This window comes from Thiomicrorhabdus sp. (genome assembly GCF_041583835.1).
Taxonomy (GTDB): Bacteria; Pseudomonadota; Gammaproteobacteria; order Thiomicrospirales; family Thiomicrospiraceae; genus Thiomicrorhabdus.
Window position 1 is genome coordinate 80,623 of the sequence record NZ_JBFHFC010000008.1, and the last position, 13,734, is coordinate 94,356.

12 protein-coding genes are annotated in these 13,734 nt (G+C 44.4%); 10 read left to right on the top strand and 2 right to left on the bottom strand.

The genetic code is table 11. The annotated features are described in order from the left end of the window. Window positions 1-93: 93 nt before the first annotated feature. On the top strand, window positions 94-2,595 hold the full coding sequence (gene topA / locus ABY044_RS06340; protein WP_373019321.1) for a type I DNA topoisomerase: 2,502 nt from the start codon (window positions 94-96) through the stop codon (window positions 2,593-2,595). A 97-nt stretch (window positions 2,596-2,692) separates the two neighbouring features. On the opposite strand, the gene ABY044_RS06345 is transcribed toward topA, so the two are convergent. Further along, a complete protein-coding gene (locus ABY044_RS06345) occupies window positions 2,693-4,216 on the bottom strand; it encodes a diguanylate cyclase domain-containing protein (protein ID WP_373019323.1) in 1,524 nt (507 codons plus the stop codon). A gap of 310 nt (window positions 4,217-4,526) precedes the next feature. On the opposite strand from ABY044_RS06345, the gene argS reads away from it, so the two are divergent. Both argS and ABY044_RS06355 read left to right on the top strand, forming a co-directional pair. Next, complete coding sequence (gene argS / locus ABY044_RS06350) at window positions 4,527-6,299, top strand: arginine--tRNA ligase (RefSeq protein ID WP_373019325.1); 1,773 nt, start codon at window positions 4,527-4,529, stop codon at window positions 6,297-6,299. After that, complete coding sequence (locus tag ABY044_RS06355; RefSeq protein WP_373019327.1) at window positions 6,299-6,973, top strand: SPOR domain-containing protein; 675 nt, start codon at window positions 6,299-6,301, stop codon at window positions 6,971-6,973. The genes argS and ABY044_RS06355 overlap by 1 nt, the downstream gene beginning before the upstream one ends. Window positions 6,974-6,989: 16 nt before the next feature. On the opposite strand, the gene ABY044_RS06360 is transcribed toward ABY044_RS06355, so the two are convergent. Then, window positions 6,990-8,048 carry a GGDEF domain-containing protein gene (locus ABY044_RS06360; protein WP_373019329.1) on the bottom strand — a complete coding sequence of 353 codons (1,059 nt, stop codon included), beginning with the start codon at window positions 8,046-8,048 and terminating at the stop codon, window positions 6,990-6,992. 231 nt (window positions 8,049-8,279) lie between these two features. On the opposite strand from ABY044_RS06360, the gene ABY044_RS06365 reads away from it, so the two are divergent. The 7 genes from ABY044_RS06365 to ABY044_RS06395 all read left to right on the top strand — a co-directional run. Continuing rightward, window positions 8,280-8,549 (top strand): accessory factor UbiK family protein, encoded by a 270-nt coding sequence (locus tag ABY044_RS06365; protein WP_373019331.1) that lies wholly within the window; start codon window positions 8,280-8,282, stop codon window positions 8,547-8,549. A 6-nt stretch (window positions 8,550-8,555) separates the two neighbouring features. Further along, entirely contained in the window at window positions 8,556-10,085 is a 1,530-nt protein-coding gene (locus ABY044_RS06370; RefSeq protein WP_373019333.1) for a YifB family Mg chelatase-like AAA ATPase, read from the top strand. 162 nt (window positions 10,086-10,247) lie between these two features. Continuing rightward, entirely contained in the window at window positions 10,248-10,814 is a 567-nt protein-coding gene (locus ABY044_RS06375; RefSeq protein ID WP_373019335.1) for a sigma-70 family RNA polymerase sigma factor, read from the top strand. Between the two features lie 8 nt (window positions 10,815-10,822). Further along, the gene (locus ABY044_RS06380) at window positions 10,823-11,026 is read left to right on the top strand and encodes a hypothetical protein (RefSeq protein WP_373019337.1); all 204 of its coding nucleotides are present in this window, start codon (window positions 10,823-10,825) and stop codon (window positions 11,024-11,026) included. Between the two features lie 27 nt (window positions 11,027-11,053). After that, window positions 11,054-11,878 (top strand): mechanosensitive ion channel domain-containing protein, encoded by an 825-nt coding sequence (locus ABY044_RS06385; RefSeq protein WP_373019339.1) that lies wholly within the window; start codon window positions 11,054-11,056, stop codon window positions 11,876-11,878. A 357-nt stretch (window positions 11,879-12,235) separates the two neighbouring features. Then, entirely contained in the window at window positions 12,236-12,952 is a 717-nt protein-coding gene (locus tag ABY044_RS06390) for a glucosaminidase domain-containing protein (RefSeq protein ID WP_373019341.1), read from the top strand. 563 nt (window positions 12,953-13,515) lie between these two features. After that, window positions 13,516-13,734 (top strand): sulfite exporter TauE/SafE family protein (locus ABY044_RS06395; RefSeq protein WP_373019343.1); only part of this gene is annotated, 219 nt, incomplete at its 3' end.

A 13,734-nucleotide genomic window follows, 5' to 3' on the forward strand; every position in this document is an offset into this window, starting at 1 on the left:
ATATGAATTTTAAGTTTGCAAATCAAAGAAATTTTTTGCACCCTTTTAAAATAGTAAAAGTGGCCTTTTAAATAAAATTAGAGTTTGAACTACATGACAAATTTGGTGATAGTGGAGTCTCCTGCAAAAGCAAAAACAATCGAAAAGTACCTGGGAAAGGACTTTACCGTACGCTCTAGTTATGGACACATTCGAGACATTCAGAAAAAAGGCATGGGGATCGATTTAGAAAATAGATTCCAACCTAATTATGAGATTTCGGCGGATAAAAAGAAAAATGTCGCCGAGTTGAGAAAGCTTACAAAGCAGGCGGATTCTGTTTGGCTGGCAACGGATGAGGACCGCGAGGGGGAGGCGATTGCCTGGCACCTTGCGGAAGCTCTGAATCTGGATATCAATACCACCAAGCGGATCGTTTTCCATGAAATTACTAAGCCGGCGATACAGCAGGCAATTGCCGAGCCGCGCACGGTGGATATGGATTTGGTGAATGCCCAGCAGGCGCGACGTATTCTGGATCGAATCGTCGGTTTCGAGCTATCACCTATTTTGTGGAAAAAAATCCGAACAGGCCTTTCGGCAGGACGAGTTCAGTCGGTTGCAGTGCGTTTAATCGTAGAGCGCGAACGCGAAATCGAAGCGTTTGAATCCACCTTCGTATTCCGAGTTCAAGGTACTTTAAACTTGTTGGACGAGTCCGGTAAGCCGGTGGGCTTTTTGGAAGTGAAACGCACGGCTACGTTTGAAACGGAAGAAGAAGCGACGGCATTTTTAGAAGCGGTCGCCAAGGCCAACTTGTCGGTTATGTCGCTTGAGGAAAAACCGGCAAAACGTAGCCCGAAAGCTCCGTTCACGACTTCGACTTTACAACAGGAAGCATCTTCAAAGTTGGGCTTTTCGGTTAAACAGACCATGATGGTTGCGCAACGTTTATATGAGTCCGGAAAGATCACTTACATGCGTACCGACTCTGTGAACCTGTCGGAGTTGGCAATTTCTCAAGCTCAGGACGTGATAGTTAAAGATTACGGTAAAGAATATAGCCACCCACGTCGTTATAAGACCAAGAATGCCGATGCGCAAGAGGCTCACGAAGCGATTCGCCCAACCGATTTTGGCATGCAGAACGTTGAAGGCGAGCGCAATGAACAGCGTCTTTATCAGTTGATCTGGAGACGCGCAATCGCTTCGCAAATGGCGGATGCTACTTTACAGAGAACGACGGTTGAGGTCGCGATCGATACCCTTCCCGGCGATAAATTCACGGCCAAAGGCGAAGTCGTAACGTTTGACGGTTACCTTAAGGTTTACGACTTGGATAAATCGGACGACAGCGGCTTGCTGCCACCGATGAAAGTCGGTCAGGCGCTCTCGGTTGCCGAGTTGGGGGCGCGTCAAAGTTTCAGTCGTCCGCCGGCGCGTTACAACGAAGCGAGCTTGGTAAGAACGTTGGAAGAGATGGGCATTGGCCGTCCTTCAACCTATGCTCCGACCATCGATACGGTTCAGCAACGCGGTTACGTGGTTAAAGAAGATCGGGAAGGTAAAGAACGCAGTTACCGCCAGATTACTTTGAAAGACGGTGAACTGGTGGCGGAAACCTTAACCGAGATGGCAGGAACCGAGAAGAATAAATTGTTTCCGACCGATATTGCAGGGATTGTGACTAGTTTCTTGATCAAACATTTCGGCGATGTGTTGGACTACCAGTTTACCGCTAAGGTTGAGGATAAATTCGACAATATCGCCCAAGGAAAAGTTCAGTGGCAAGACATGCTGGAAGAGTTCTACGAGCAATTTCATCCTAAAGTGGTTTCGGCCGAGGACGTTTCCCGCGAAGAGGCCGGCCAGGCCCGTTTGTTGGGCGACGATCCGAAAACCGGTAAGCCGATGTATGTCAAAATCGGGCGTTTCGGGCCTTATGTTCAGCTAGGCGACGGCGAGAATGAAGAAAAGCCGATGTTTGCAAGCCTGATGCCGGGCCAGAAGATGGATGTGATCACTTTGGACGAGGCATTGGAACTGTTCAAACTTCCTCGGGAAGTGGGAGAGATGCCGGAATCCTATGAAGCCAAAGCGGTCGACGGAACCGTGTTCGGTGTTGAAAAGGGACAAAAAATCATCGCCAAACAGGGGCCGTTCGGACCTTATCTGGAATACGGGCCAAAGCAATATGCTCCGATTAAAGGTTTCGATCCGTTGAGTATCGAGCTGGAAGAAGCGGCGGCTTTGATTGAGGCTAAAATCCAGGCGGATGCCGATAAGATCGTAAAAACCTTCCCGGGCACGGATGTGAAGATTCTTAAGGGTCGTTGGGGGCCTTATATCACCGATGTGACCACGAAGAAGAATGCGAAGATCGCCAAGGATGAGGATGCCTTGGAGCTATCGTTGGAAGAGTGCCAGAAGCGTTTGGACGAGGCTCCGGAGCCTAAGAAGCGCGGCCGCGCTGCGGCCAAGAAAACCGTGGCTAAAAAAGAGGCTCCTGCTAAGAAAGCGGCGACTAAAAAAGCACCCGCCAAGAAAACGGCAGCTAAGAAGGCGCCTGTTAAAAAGACGCCGGCTAAGAAGCCTGCGACTAAAAAGTCTTCTTGATTTCAACTATGGAAGGTCGGACATCCATCCGCCTTCCACACCCCTCCGCTGTTCAATTTAAAGTTTTCGAATTGCGCGCCGTCGGCCGTCTCTCGGGCTATTTTTCAAACAGTCTAAATTGTCCTTTGCCAGCACGTTTGGCTTGATACATTGCCGTATCCGCAGCTTTCATGAGTGTCTTCCTGTCATTGGCATCTTCCGGATAGTTGGCAATTCCGATACTGGAACCGATCTTGATTTCACGTCCTTGAACGTTGAAGGGTTGGCCGAGACGTTGACTGATCGCATCCGCTAATTCGGAAGTACTCTGGCTTGCTTCGCTACGAGGATAGAATATGACGAACTCGTCTCCACCGATGCGAGCTGCCAATGCCGAATCGGGAATCAATGCCTGTAAAGTATCGGCAACCGTTTGTAGAAGCAGATCGCCAACGTCGTGTCCCAATGTGTCGTTGACGAGTTTGAAATCGTCTAAATCCAGAAATAACAGGGTCGTCGCGATGTCTTTCGCGATGGTTTTTTCGAGCATTTTGTAGAGTTTGTTACGATTCGCCAATCCGGTTACGCTGTCAAGATTGGCTAGTTCGTCCAGTGCTTGTTGACTGCGCTTGAGATCGGTAATGTCGGTGTGTGTTAGAATGTAATGCACGCGTCGGGTTGTTTCGTGGAGAATTTTTTGGATGTTGACGATGCTGGCGCGTTGCAGTTCACCGTCCGCACGGGTGAGTGAAAGTTCTCCCCGCCAAGTGTTTTGGGTTCGCAAGTTTTGAAAAATTTCTTCGGGTGGTTCGTTTTGAAGGAGTTCGACGAGCTGTTCCAGTGTCATGTTTCTAATTGCATCGCGTTCCATGCCAAGTGATTCAGCCAGCGCTTGATTGCAACGGATAATCTGTTGTCGTTCGTCGGCGATGACGATTCCTTCCGAAGAGTGTTCGATGATAGTCGCATCCAGTTCCAGCTCTTCCTCAATCCATTTTTGCTCGCTGACATCCAGGCGGATAGCACTGAGTTTTTCGATGTCTCCGTAAGGCGAGTAGAAAATTTGACCTTTGTCATGCACCCATAAGTAGTGACCGTCTTGATGGCGTACCCGATGTGTGCACTCAAACAGACGGTGTTCGCCGCTGAGTATTTTGTGGAACTGTTTTTGGACGGCGGCTTGGTCTTTTGGATGGATACGGTTTTGTAGGTCGTTGAGGTTGTTTAACGTTTGGTCTTTTTCGATGCCGAGCATTTTTTTCCACTGTGGGGAAAAACGCGCCTGGTTCTGTTTGATATTCCACTCCCAATAGGCGATTTGATCGCTTTGCATTAGAGTATGAATCTGATTTTCTTCTTGTCTATACTGCGATTTAAGTGCTTTTACGGCGTTTTTATGTTCTTGGTTTTGAATGGTTATTTGATGTTTCAGTTTGTTGTTCTGGCGAAAGATAATCACCAGAAAAACCGCTAACAAAACCAGCAGCAACAGGATTTGTTCCTGGATAGAGAAAGGCAGACTTTCAATGGCCGGTTGAATCTCGGGGAAAGGATGAATTAAATACAGACTATAAGCGGCAAGTAAACTCCACGTAATCAACAGTAAGGACTGTACGGAAATTGATGAGAGGATTGTGCGCATGGGTAAGGGTCTGTAATTACAAGGCATCCGTAATTATATAACTCAGATGTAAGTAAGTAATTGATTGTTAATACAGGGGTATAAGTAAAATTTTGTCAGGAACGCGTGTTTGGTTTCTGAGCCGGGATGACTTGGACGTAAAACGGGTTTTGTCACCCTGATCTGGTCCGCAAAAAAGAAAGAGGCAGGTTGTTGCAATCCATTTTCCATCTTGTAGTGGATTTTAGTAAAATACTCTTTTTGTGTTTTTCGGCCTTACGATATCCGTTTTTCACATCATTACCGTATTCAGTTTTTAAGAGAGAGCTCCATGAAGCAGCAAATTGTGCAGATTTTGATGAACGTTGTTCAGCAGTTAAAAGATCAGGGAATCCTTCCAGAGGACACTCATCCCCGAATTAATGTTGAAAACACGCGTGATAAAGCACATGGGGACTTGGCGACCAATTTGGCAATGATGTTGACGAAAGCAGCAGGCATGCCGCCTAGAGCCTTAGCCGAGAAAGTCGTTGAATTGATTGAAGCGATGGAAGATCGCGGTGCGGTTGAAAAAGTCGAAATTGCCGGCCCGGGTTTCATTAACTTCTTTGTCAAAGACGATGCAAAATTCGCGATCATCGAACAGGTGTTTTCTCTGAAAGAGGAATTCGGCCGTTGTAATGTCGGCCAAGGAAAATCGGTATTGGTGGAATTTGTGTCCGCGAACCCGACAGGCCCTTTGCATGTCGGCCACGGTCGAGGCGCCGCGTATGGCGCTAGCGTGGCTAACCTGCTTGCGGAAGCTGGATTTAAAGTGGATAAAGAATATTATGTGAACGACGCAGGTCGTCAGATGGATATTTTGGCCACCTCGGTATGGCTGCGCTATTTAGCACTATGTGGCGAAGAGTTTGATTTCCCGAGTAATGGTTACAAGGGGGATTATATTTTTGAAATTAGCGAAGAGTTGCTTAGAGAACATGGCGAAACGTTAAGAAAACCGGCATTTGAAGTATTTACCGGTGTTTGCGCTGACGAAGGGCAGACGGACGGCGATAAAGAAAAGCATATTGACGACTTGATTTCAAAGTGCAAGAACCTGCTTGGCGCTAAACACTATGAAACCGTATTTTCGCTTGCCTTGAATACGATTTTAGAAGACATCAAGGAAGACCTTAAAGGTTTCAATGTGAGTTTTGAGAACTGGTTCTCCGAGCGTTCTTTGATGGAGACCGGAGTGGTCGATGCGGCGATCGAAAAGCTACAGGCATCAGGCAAGATTTACGAGCAGAACGGCGCACTTTGGTTCCGTTCAACGGATTACGGTGACGAGAAAGATCGCGTCGTCGTCAGAGATAACGGTTTGAAAACCTATTTTGCTTCGGATATTGCCTATCACTTCAACAAACTGGAACGCGGTTATGATATTTTGATCGATGTTTGGGGATCTGACCACCACGGATACGTTCCACGTGTTAAAGCGGCGATGCAGGCGATGAATACGAACCCTGAGGCGCTTGAAGTGTTGTTGGTGCAGTTTGCAATTCTTTATCGAGGCGGAGAGAAACTGGCCATGTCGACACGTAGTGGGCAGTTCGTTACTTTAAGAGATTTGAGAAACGAAGTCGGTGCCGATGCCGCGCGTTTCTTTTACGTTCAGCGTAAATCCGAACAGCATATGGATTTTGATTTGGATTTGGCTAAATCACAGTCGAACGATAATCCGGTTTATTACATTCAGTATGCCCACGCGCGTATTTCTAGCGTTCTGGAGCAAGCAGCGGACAAAGGCATGGCGCTTGATAAAGACGCCGGAATGGCGGCTTTGGAAAAGCTTGAGTTGGAGCAGGAGACCGGATTAGCGGTTCAATTAGCTAAGTATCCGGAAGTCATCGCTCGCGCAGCCGTGGCATACGAGCCGCACCAAATCGCTTACTATCTTAAAGATTTGGCGAATGGTTTACACAGTTACTACAACGCATGTCACTTCATCGTTGAAGACGATGAGGTACGTAATGCCCGTTTGACTTTGATTTTAGCCGTGCAACAGGTTTTGAAAAACGGTTTGGCAATTTTAGGTGTTTCCGCGCCTGAGAAAATGTAATGTCCCGAGACTACCGCTACGGTCATAATCGAAATCAAAACGGCTTTCAGCGCAAGTCACAGCAAGCCGAATCAAAAAGTGTTCGGAGCCGTTCCGTCGGAAAGGTTTGGGTTGTCGGTATTTTTGTATCGGTAAGCTTCTTGGGCGGCTTTTTGATTGCGCAGCACTTCATTAAAAGCAAAGAGCATAATGAAGTCCAGGCACCTTCTAAAATCTATACCGAAGTCAATACCGTTCAGCCGGAGTCTACGGATAACAAAACTATTACGGTTGAAGCCGTAAAGACCTCAAAGTCTATGGATGAAGAGGACGGCGATAAGGCTGAAAAAGCGGAAGAAAAACAGGAGTATAGTTTTTATCAAGGCCTAAAAGAGACCGAAGTGGTTGTCGATGCCGTGCCCATTTCCGTCAAGTTAGACGATGCCTATTATATCCATGCGGGTACGTTCGGTTCTGAAAAGGTTGCTTTGCAGGAGCAGCGGCGATTAGCTCGTATGGGGCAGCAGGTGGAAGTGTCGAAAGTGCAAAAAGGTGAACGTGTTTATTACCGTTTGCGCGTAGGCCCTTATGTCGATCGTTTGGAAATGAATAAAAAACGCAACGAGTTGCGCAGTTTAGGTGTTGATACTTTACTGGTGAAGGCGCCGAAAAACCTCGTCGCCGACCATGAGTGAGTCTTGCCGGAAAGGCTTAAAGAAAGCTTTTTTGTGAAACTTCTTTTTCATCCTTAACTTGGTTTCTTCCCATCTCTTTTGCCAGGTATAGAGCTTTGTCTGCGCGGTTGATAAGAGCTTCTGCAGAGTCATTTTTACCATGAAACAGGGAAATTCCGAATGAGGCCGTAATCGTCGTTAGCTGTTCGTTCGAATTTTTTCGTTTTAGTACTGCCGCTTCAATCGCTTCACGGATCTCTTCGGAACGCTCCCTGGCTTCTTCAAGGGAGGAGTTGGAAAGCAGGATGGCGAACTCTTCTCCACCAAACCGGCAAATGGTTTCGTTTTTACGCTGGTGTTTTTTCATGATGTTGGCGTAGTAGCGTAAGACGCTGTCGCCGATAAGATGACCGTAGTTGTCGTTAAACGCTTTGAAATGGTCAATGTCGCTTAAGATCAGGCAGATGTCATTGCCAATTTGATTGTCATCGTTTTCCATAAGCAATTCTTCCAGCGTTTGGTTAAATGCTTTACGGTTGCCCAATTCAGTTAGTTCGTCTGTCAATGCCGCCGTTTGAGCGGTAATGAGTTCATGGCGTAACTGTCTTACTTCTTCTGAACCCATGATCATCTCTTGTTGAAATGCTTTGCTGCTCTCGCTCATCGATTGCGCCGTATGGATCATGGTGTCGGTGATGCGTTTCAGTTCGTTTGAGTCAAGACCGGGTTTTGACAGGGAGTTTGCACAATCATTTAAATCTTTGGTCTGTTGTTCGAGTTTATCACCCCAAACCGTCATTTTTTTGATCATGAGATTGATTAAACGTCTGAATGCACGATCGAATTCGGTGCTGCCATCGCTTTCTTCTTGCAAAAACTCCTCGTAAAGGCGTTTTCCTACGCGATCGTTGTAGCCGAAAGGGTCTTTAAGAATCGCCTCCATTTCTTGACGGAATTCAGGATTGTCGCCTTTTAAATATTCGTACCAGACATAATAATTGAGAGGGGTCGGATTGATGTTTTGAGATTCGAAATCTTCAATTAATCTGAGAAAGATACGTTTTGCTTTTTCTGGGGCGTCGTTAATGTGAATCATGCATCGCATCCATGTAAGTGGGACGGTAAAGGAGTTTGTTAGATATCGTAAATTTTACCATATAAATTACGTACCTTTAGAAGCGATAGGGGGAATTTGGACACGTTATAATGACGCACTATATTTCGCTTAAACTGGTTAAAGCGGATTAAAACTAGTATAGTTAGAAAAGAAGTAAATATATATAATCCTCTGATTTTTCAGGGTTTTTAGTTTAATAAAGGTGGTTAAATGCTCAATCCTAAGCACATTGAAGAAACGGTATTGAAAATATCTCAAGCGATTCCAAGCGGTTTCGGTCAAGCGCCGGAAAATTTTAAATCACAGGTCAAAGCTATCTTAACGGCAAGTTTTGAAAAGATGGATTTAGTGAGTCGTGAAGAATTTGATATCCAAACGGCGGTACTGGCGAAAACACGCAGTAAGTTGGAAGCACTGGAAAAGAAGGTTTCTCAATTGGAGGAAGCCGGGGCAGCTAAGGGAGAATCGGATCAAGATTAAGTTTTAATGGCGTTTGCCTCAATTCTAACGCGTGCTTCCTTGGGGGTTGAAGCCCCTCAAGTTCAGGTGGAAGTGCATGCAAGCAACGGTTTGCCGGCACTCAATATCGTGGGGTTGCCGGAAGCGTCGGTCAAAGAAAGCAAAGAACGAGTCCGTAGTGCTATTTTGAATAGTGGCTTCCAGTTGCCGCCGAAGCGCATTACTGTAAATCTGGCGCCTGCGGATCTTCCAAAATCCGGTGGGCGCTATGATGTAGCGATTGCTTTAGGTATTTTGATTGCAACTGAACAGCTTCAGGTTGACGTATCAAACTGTGAATTTTTTGGCGAACTTGGACTTAATGGCGAAGTGCGTCGTATTCCCGGTGTTTTACCGGCAGTTATACAGTCGGTTCAGCTAGCGAGAAAAGCAGTGGTTCCGGCCGATAATCTTGAAGAAGCACAATTGGCGGTTGATAGCGACTCAACGGAAGGTACTGTGTTGGGCGCTTCGTCTCTTTTGGAGTTGTGCAGTTTTGTATTGGGAAAAGGAACGCTTCCCAAATCAACGAGGCATTCAATTTCTGCTACAGAATATCCATACGATTTATCCGATGTTGTCGGACAGGCTCAAGCTAAACGAGTGTTGGAGTTGAGCGCCGTTGGCGGACATTCAATTTTAATGGTTGGCTCCCCGGGATCGGGTAAAAGTATGCTGGCCTCACGATTAATTACTTTGCTTCCTGAATTATCTTGGGAGCAAGCGATCGAACGGGCAAGCGTTCAGTCAGTGTCTGGAAAAAGTCTGGATGCCGGACAGTTTTTTCAGCGACAAATTATCAATCCGCATCACACCGCCTCTGCCGCAGCAATGGTGGGAGGAGGAACGTTTCCTAAGCCCGGTGCCGTGAGCCTGGCTCATCACGGACTTTTATTCTTAGACGAATTGCCCGAGTTTTCACGCCATGTTTTAGAGGCGCTTAGAGAGCCTTTAGAGAGTCACCGAGTTGAGATTTCCAGGGTAAACCATCAGGTCTCTTTTCCGGCTAAATTCTTATTGGTTGCGGCTATGAATCCAACTCCGTCGGGATATTTTCCGGACGATCCTCATGGCCGCTGTAAAGATACACCCGAACAAATTTTACGTTATCAGAAGAAAATTTCGGGTCCTTTACTGGATCGAATCGACTTACATATTGAGGTTCCACCGGTCGATATCGACGCCTTGCAGAATCGTGACAGCCACAGAGGCGAGAGCAGTTTGGTTGTTCGGGAGAGGGTGACGCAACTTCATGAGTTGCAAATGCAACGTCAGGGTTGTTTGAATGGTGAATTGACTCCGACACAAATTCAGCAGTTGATTTTAATTGACGATGACGGGAAAAAGTTGCTCCAAAGTGCGGTTGAGAAAATGGGGATTTCGGCAAGGAGTTATCATCGCGTTTTACGTGTTTCCCGTTCACTTGCCGATATGGCTGGGAGTGACCGGGTGGAATCCGAACATTTAGCGGAAGCGCTTGGCTATCGTAGTTTTGATCGCAATTCAGGGCGTTTTTGATCCGTTGTTAAATGCTCAAAATACGCGTTTGTTTTTCGATTGTTTGACTTTATGACATGTCGTCGTTGATCAATGTGTTTGAAGGAACCGATTTTAAATAAGTTAGGTTTTAAATTTTATAAATGCACTTAAGGCTATTAACAAAGGTGATTTTGTCTTGGTATGAGTGATACGGATATTGATTTTCAGTCATTGGCCGACGAATTGGTGGTTCAGCAGGCGCAAAAAGAAATACCGCACGTAACCTTGGCCTTTGAAGAACTGATTAAACGTTATGAAAAAACCGTGTATGCCATTTGTTTACGTTATTTTGGTAATCCGGAACTGGCGGAAGAGGTCTCTCAAGAAACTTTTTTAAAGCTATTCCAAAATCTATCGGGTTTTAAAGGGGATTCCAAATTTTCGACCTGGTTATATCGCGTGACGGTCAATGCCTGCCATTCCTCAGCTAGGAAGAATGTCTTTACCGGCAATGAACCGATTGAAAACCTTGAGGACGATATTGATTTTAGTGAGGTCTTTCAATGCGACGATGAAAACGATTGTATTCAATACTGCATTAATCAACAAAAAGAACAGGAAAAAGCCATTATCAGTATGCGATTTAATACCGAGCTTGGCTTGCAAGAAATTGCAGATGTTTTACAAATTAAATTGAGTGCGACCAAAATGCGATTGTATCGTGCAATAGAAGGGTTTAAAGCTCTTTATGAAAAATACTGCCGGTGAAAAATGAAATGAAAGAGAATGAGCAAGCACTTAAGCAGCTGCTGAGTATCGATGACAGTAACCACTCACATCAACAACGAACCAGAATGATCGTTCAAGGAGTCAATTGGCTGACTCTGCTTCAAGAAATACTACAGCTTTTCTTTTACAGGGTGCCTTTAAGCGTGGCTGACATTCTGACAAAAAGCATCTCTTTAAAAGAAAAAGATTAGATTTGGATCTGTAACCAGGAATTTTAGATGAATATGAATCAAATAAAACAACAGATAGAGGCTACTTGGGGAGGCGCCCTTAATGAATTGATTGAGAAGTTGCCGGATATAACCGCCGCCGTGTTCATTTTAGTCGTCGGCTATATTGTTGCTTTGATTGTCGGTAAGTTGTTTTTTACTTTATTTAAAAAATTGAGATTCGATTATGCCGCTGATCGTATTCAATTGACGTCTAAAATCCGAGCTATTGGCCTTAGGAAAACACCGTCCGAACTGATTGCCAAATTGTTTTTCTGGCTCATTATGCTGTTTACCGTGATTACAGCTGCCGGTTATTTAGGTTTGGATAGTTTTGTTGATAATCTGACTTCTCTGGCTATGTATATACCCAAGTTGGCGGCGGCTTTGATTATTCTGGTGGCAGGGCTTTTTGTCGCCCATTTTGTCCGCAATGCGGTAAAAGAAAATTTGAAGGGGGTGATTCCGGCTACAGCAGGACTGGTTTCAAGTTTTGTCTATGGTTTATTGACAGTGGTCATCACTTTGACCATTTTGGAGCAACTTTCTTTTGACACCGGCTTTATTCAAACCCTGATCTTGATTGTATTTGGCGGGTTTGCTTTAGCGATTGCGATCTCTATTGGAATCGGCAGCGCTCCCCAGCTTAAGAAAACGCTTGCAGGTTATTATTTGAAAGATCATCTTCAGGTAGGGCAGGAAGTCACGGTTGGGGATAAGAGTGGCCAAGTGGTCAAAATTAAAGGCAGTTATACTGAAATTCAAACGGCAGACGGCATTATGGTTGTACCTAATGATGACTTGTTGGAACAAACGTATTACAAAGGCAGATAATTTTTTTATGGAGTCTTAAGCGCTTCGTTGCGATTTTCTATTTATGGTTTGATTCTTTTCATATACAACGATTGCTCCGATCTAGGAGCTATGTTTGCGATGGTTTTTATAACATAAAAAGTGTATTTGTTTTTTTCAGTCTCTTCTCTTTATTTCTAAATCATGGATTACGTTTTGTCAGTGTAATCCAGGGTTAAATTCTTTGTTGCCGTTTTATCCATTATTTGTCCTTTCGTTCCGGTTTTGTTGGTGGACACTCGGTTAATGGGTCCGATTTAAAAATATTTTAATCAAGGTGTGACTTTTACTTAGTTGATTACGTCTTAAGTAATGAATTAATGAGTAAAAGGATTACCTATGAATTATTTAGTTATTGTTTTGGGACTATTTTTGGCGTTTTGTTCGCCTACAGTTATCGCGGAAATTAATACCCTGCCGGACTTTGCCGCTTATAAGGACGTAAAGCAGAAAAAGAACGCATTTTTTAATTACATGCTGCCTTATGTTAAGAAAGCCAATAAGGAAATATTGGCAGAGCGCGAAGAAATCGCCAGCATGAATTTTAAGAAACTCGATAGCAAGCAGCTTGAAAGAGTGAAAGAGCTACAAAAGAAATATCGTGTCGACGACAAGCAGGGGCTTCCTGACGCCAAGAAAAAGATGTTAGGTAAAATCGATATTATCCCGGCTTCACTCGCTTTGGCGCAGGCGGCTAATGAGTCGTCATGGGGAACATCGCGATTTGCTAAAAAAGCTTATAACTTTTACGGTCAGTGGTGTTTTACCAAAGGATGCGGCTTGGTTCCAAAGAAAAGATCAGCAGGTATGGTTCATGAAGTCAGGAAGTTTAATAGCCCTTACGATTCGGTTAAAGGGTATATGCTGAATTTGAATAGTCATCCTGCATTTGCCAAGGTGCGTAAAAATAGAAGCTTGCTTAGAGAGCAAGGAAAAAAACCTTTGGGTATTGAACTTGCAAAAGGTCTAGAGAAATATTCCGAACGTAAGCAAGAATATATTAAAGAAATTAGCGCGATGATTCGGCATAACAAACTATTCGATCTTGATAGTTAAGTTTGTCAACAATGCATAAAGGGTTCTTGTTTGGAGTTTCCTAAAGTTTTAACAGGCCTGGTTTTGATTTTATATGACTGGGCCTCTTTTTTATTTAAATGAACAACAATTAAACACCAAAAAATTAGTCTCCAATCATATTAATTAAACGGTATAAGTACTATTTTCGTTGTCTTCCTCTTCCGTTTGATTGCAGCCATGTAAGACGCCTTAGAACATCAGTTTTGCAGAGTTAGTGCCGGTATTCGATCCAATTGTCCTTATGATGAATTGTTGGCGTCTGTTCGAATTTTGAAGCATCAATCTATTTAGCTGAAAAATACATAATTCAAGAAGGGGGCTGAAAAGGTTTTTTGCCTTTCCTTAATGTTTTACAATCCCCAGCTTCAATGGCGTCATTTTGAGATAATTTCTTTTGTTTATATTAAGAAAATGTGTGCAGATACCTGTTTAAGTGTTTGTGGGCGAGAGGTCATAATAAACTCGTATTAATTAGATCGATACGTGAATACGGTTCAGCTGTTAATCTACTACTGGTCTGAACTAAAGATAAGGTGTTTTTAATGGAATCTATGTTGTTGACATCCCTGGTGGTTGGGTTGTTGGGCGGAATTCACTGTCTGGGTATGTGCGGCGGTGTTGTCGGAGCCTTGACCTTCGGATTAAATGTTAGAGTACAACAGAGTTGGTTACGAATGCTGCCTTATCAGTTGGCATATAATTTCGGACGCATTTCCAGCTATATGATCATCGGTGCATTGTTCGGTTATCTAGGATCAACA

Coding starts and splice junctions, on each gene's coding strand:
- topA (WP_373019321.1), top strand. CDS start 94: ATGACAAATTTGGTGATAGTGGAGTCTCCTGCAAAAGCAAAAACAATC.
- ABY044_RS06345 (WP_373019323.1), bottom strand. CDS start 4,216: ATGCGCACAATCCTCTCATCAATTTCCGTACAGTCCTTACTGTTGATT.
- argS (WP_373019325.1), top strand. CDS start 4,527: ATGAAGCAGCAAATTGTGCAGATTTTGATGAACGTTGTTCAGCAGTTA.
- ABY044_RS06355 (WP_373019327.1), top strand. CDS start 6,299: ATGTCCCGAGACTACCGCTACGGTCATAATCGAAATCAAAACGGCTTT.
- ABY044_RS06360 (WP_373019329.1), bottom strand. CDS start 8,048: ATGATTCACATTAACGACGCCCCAGAAAAAGCAAAACGTATCTTTCTC.
- ABY044_RS06365 (WP_373019331.1), top strand. CDS start 8,280: ATGCTCAATCCTAAGCACATTGAAGAAACGGTATTGAAAATATCTCAA.
- ABY044_RS06370 (WP_373019333.1), top strand. CDS start 8,556: ATGGCGTTTGCCTCAATTCTAACGCGTGCTTCCTTGGGGGTTGAAGCC.
- ABY044_RS06375 (WP_373019335.1), top strand. CDS start 10,248: ATGAGTGATACGGATATTGATTTTCAGTCATTGGCCGACGAATTGGTG.
- ABY044_RS06380 (WP_373019337.1), top strand. CDS start 10,823: ATGAAAGAGAATGAGCAAGCACTTAAGCAGCTGCTGAGTATCGATGAC.
- ABY044_RS06385 (WP_373019339.1), top strand. CDS start 11,054: ATGAATATGAATCAAATAAAACAACAGATAGAGGCTACTTGGGGAGGC.
- ABY044_RS06390 (WP_373019341.1), top strand. CDS start 12,236: ATGAATTATTTAGTTATTGTTTTGGGACTATTTTTGGCGTTTTGTTCG.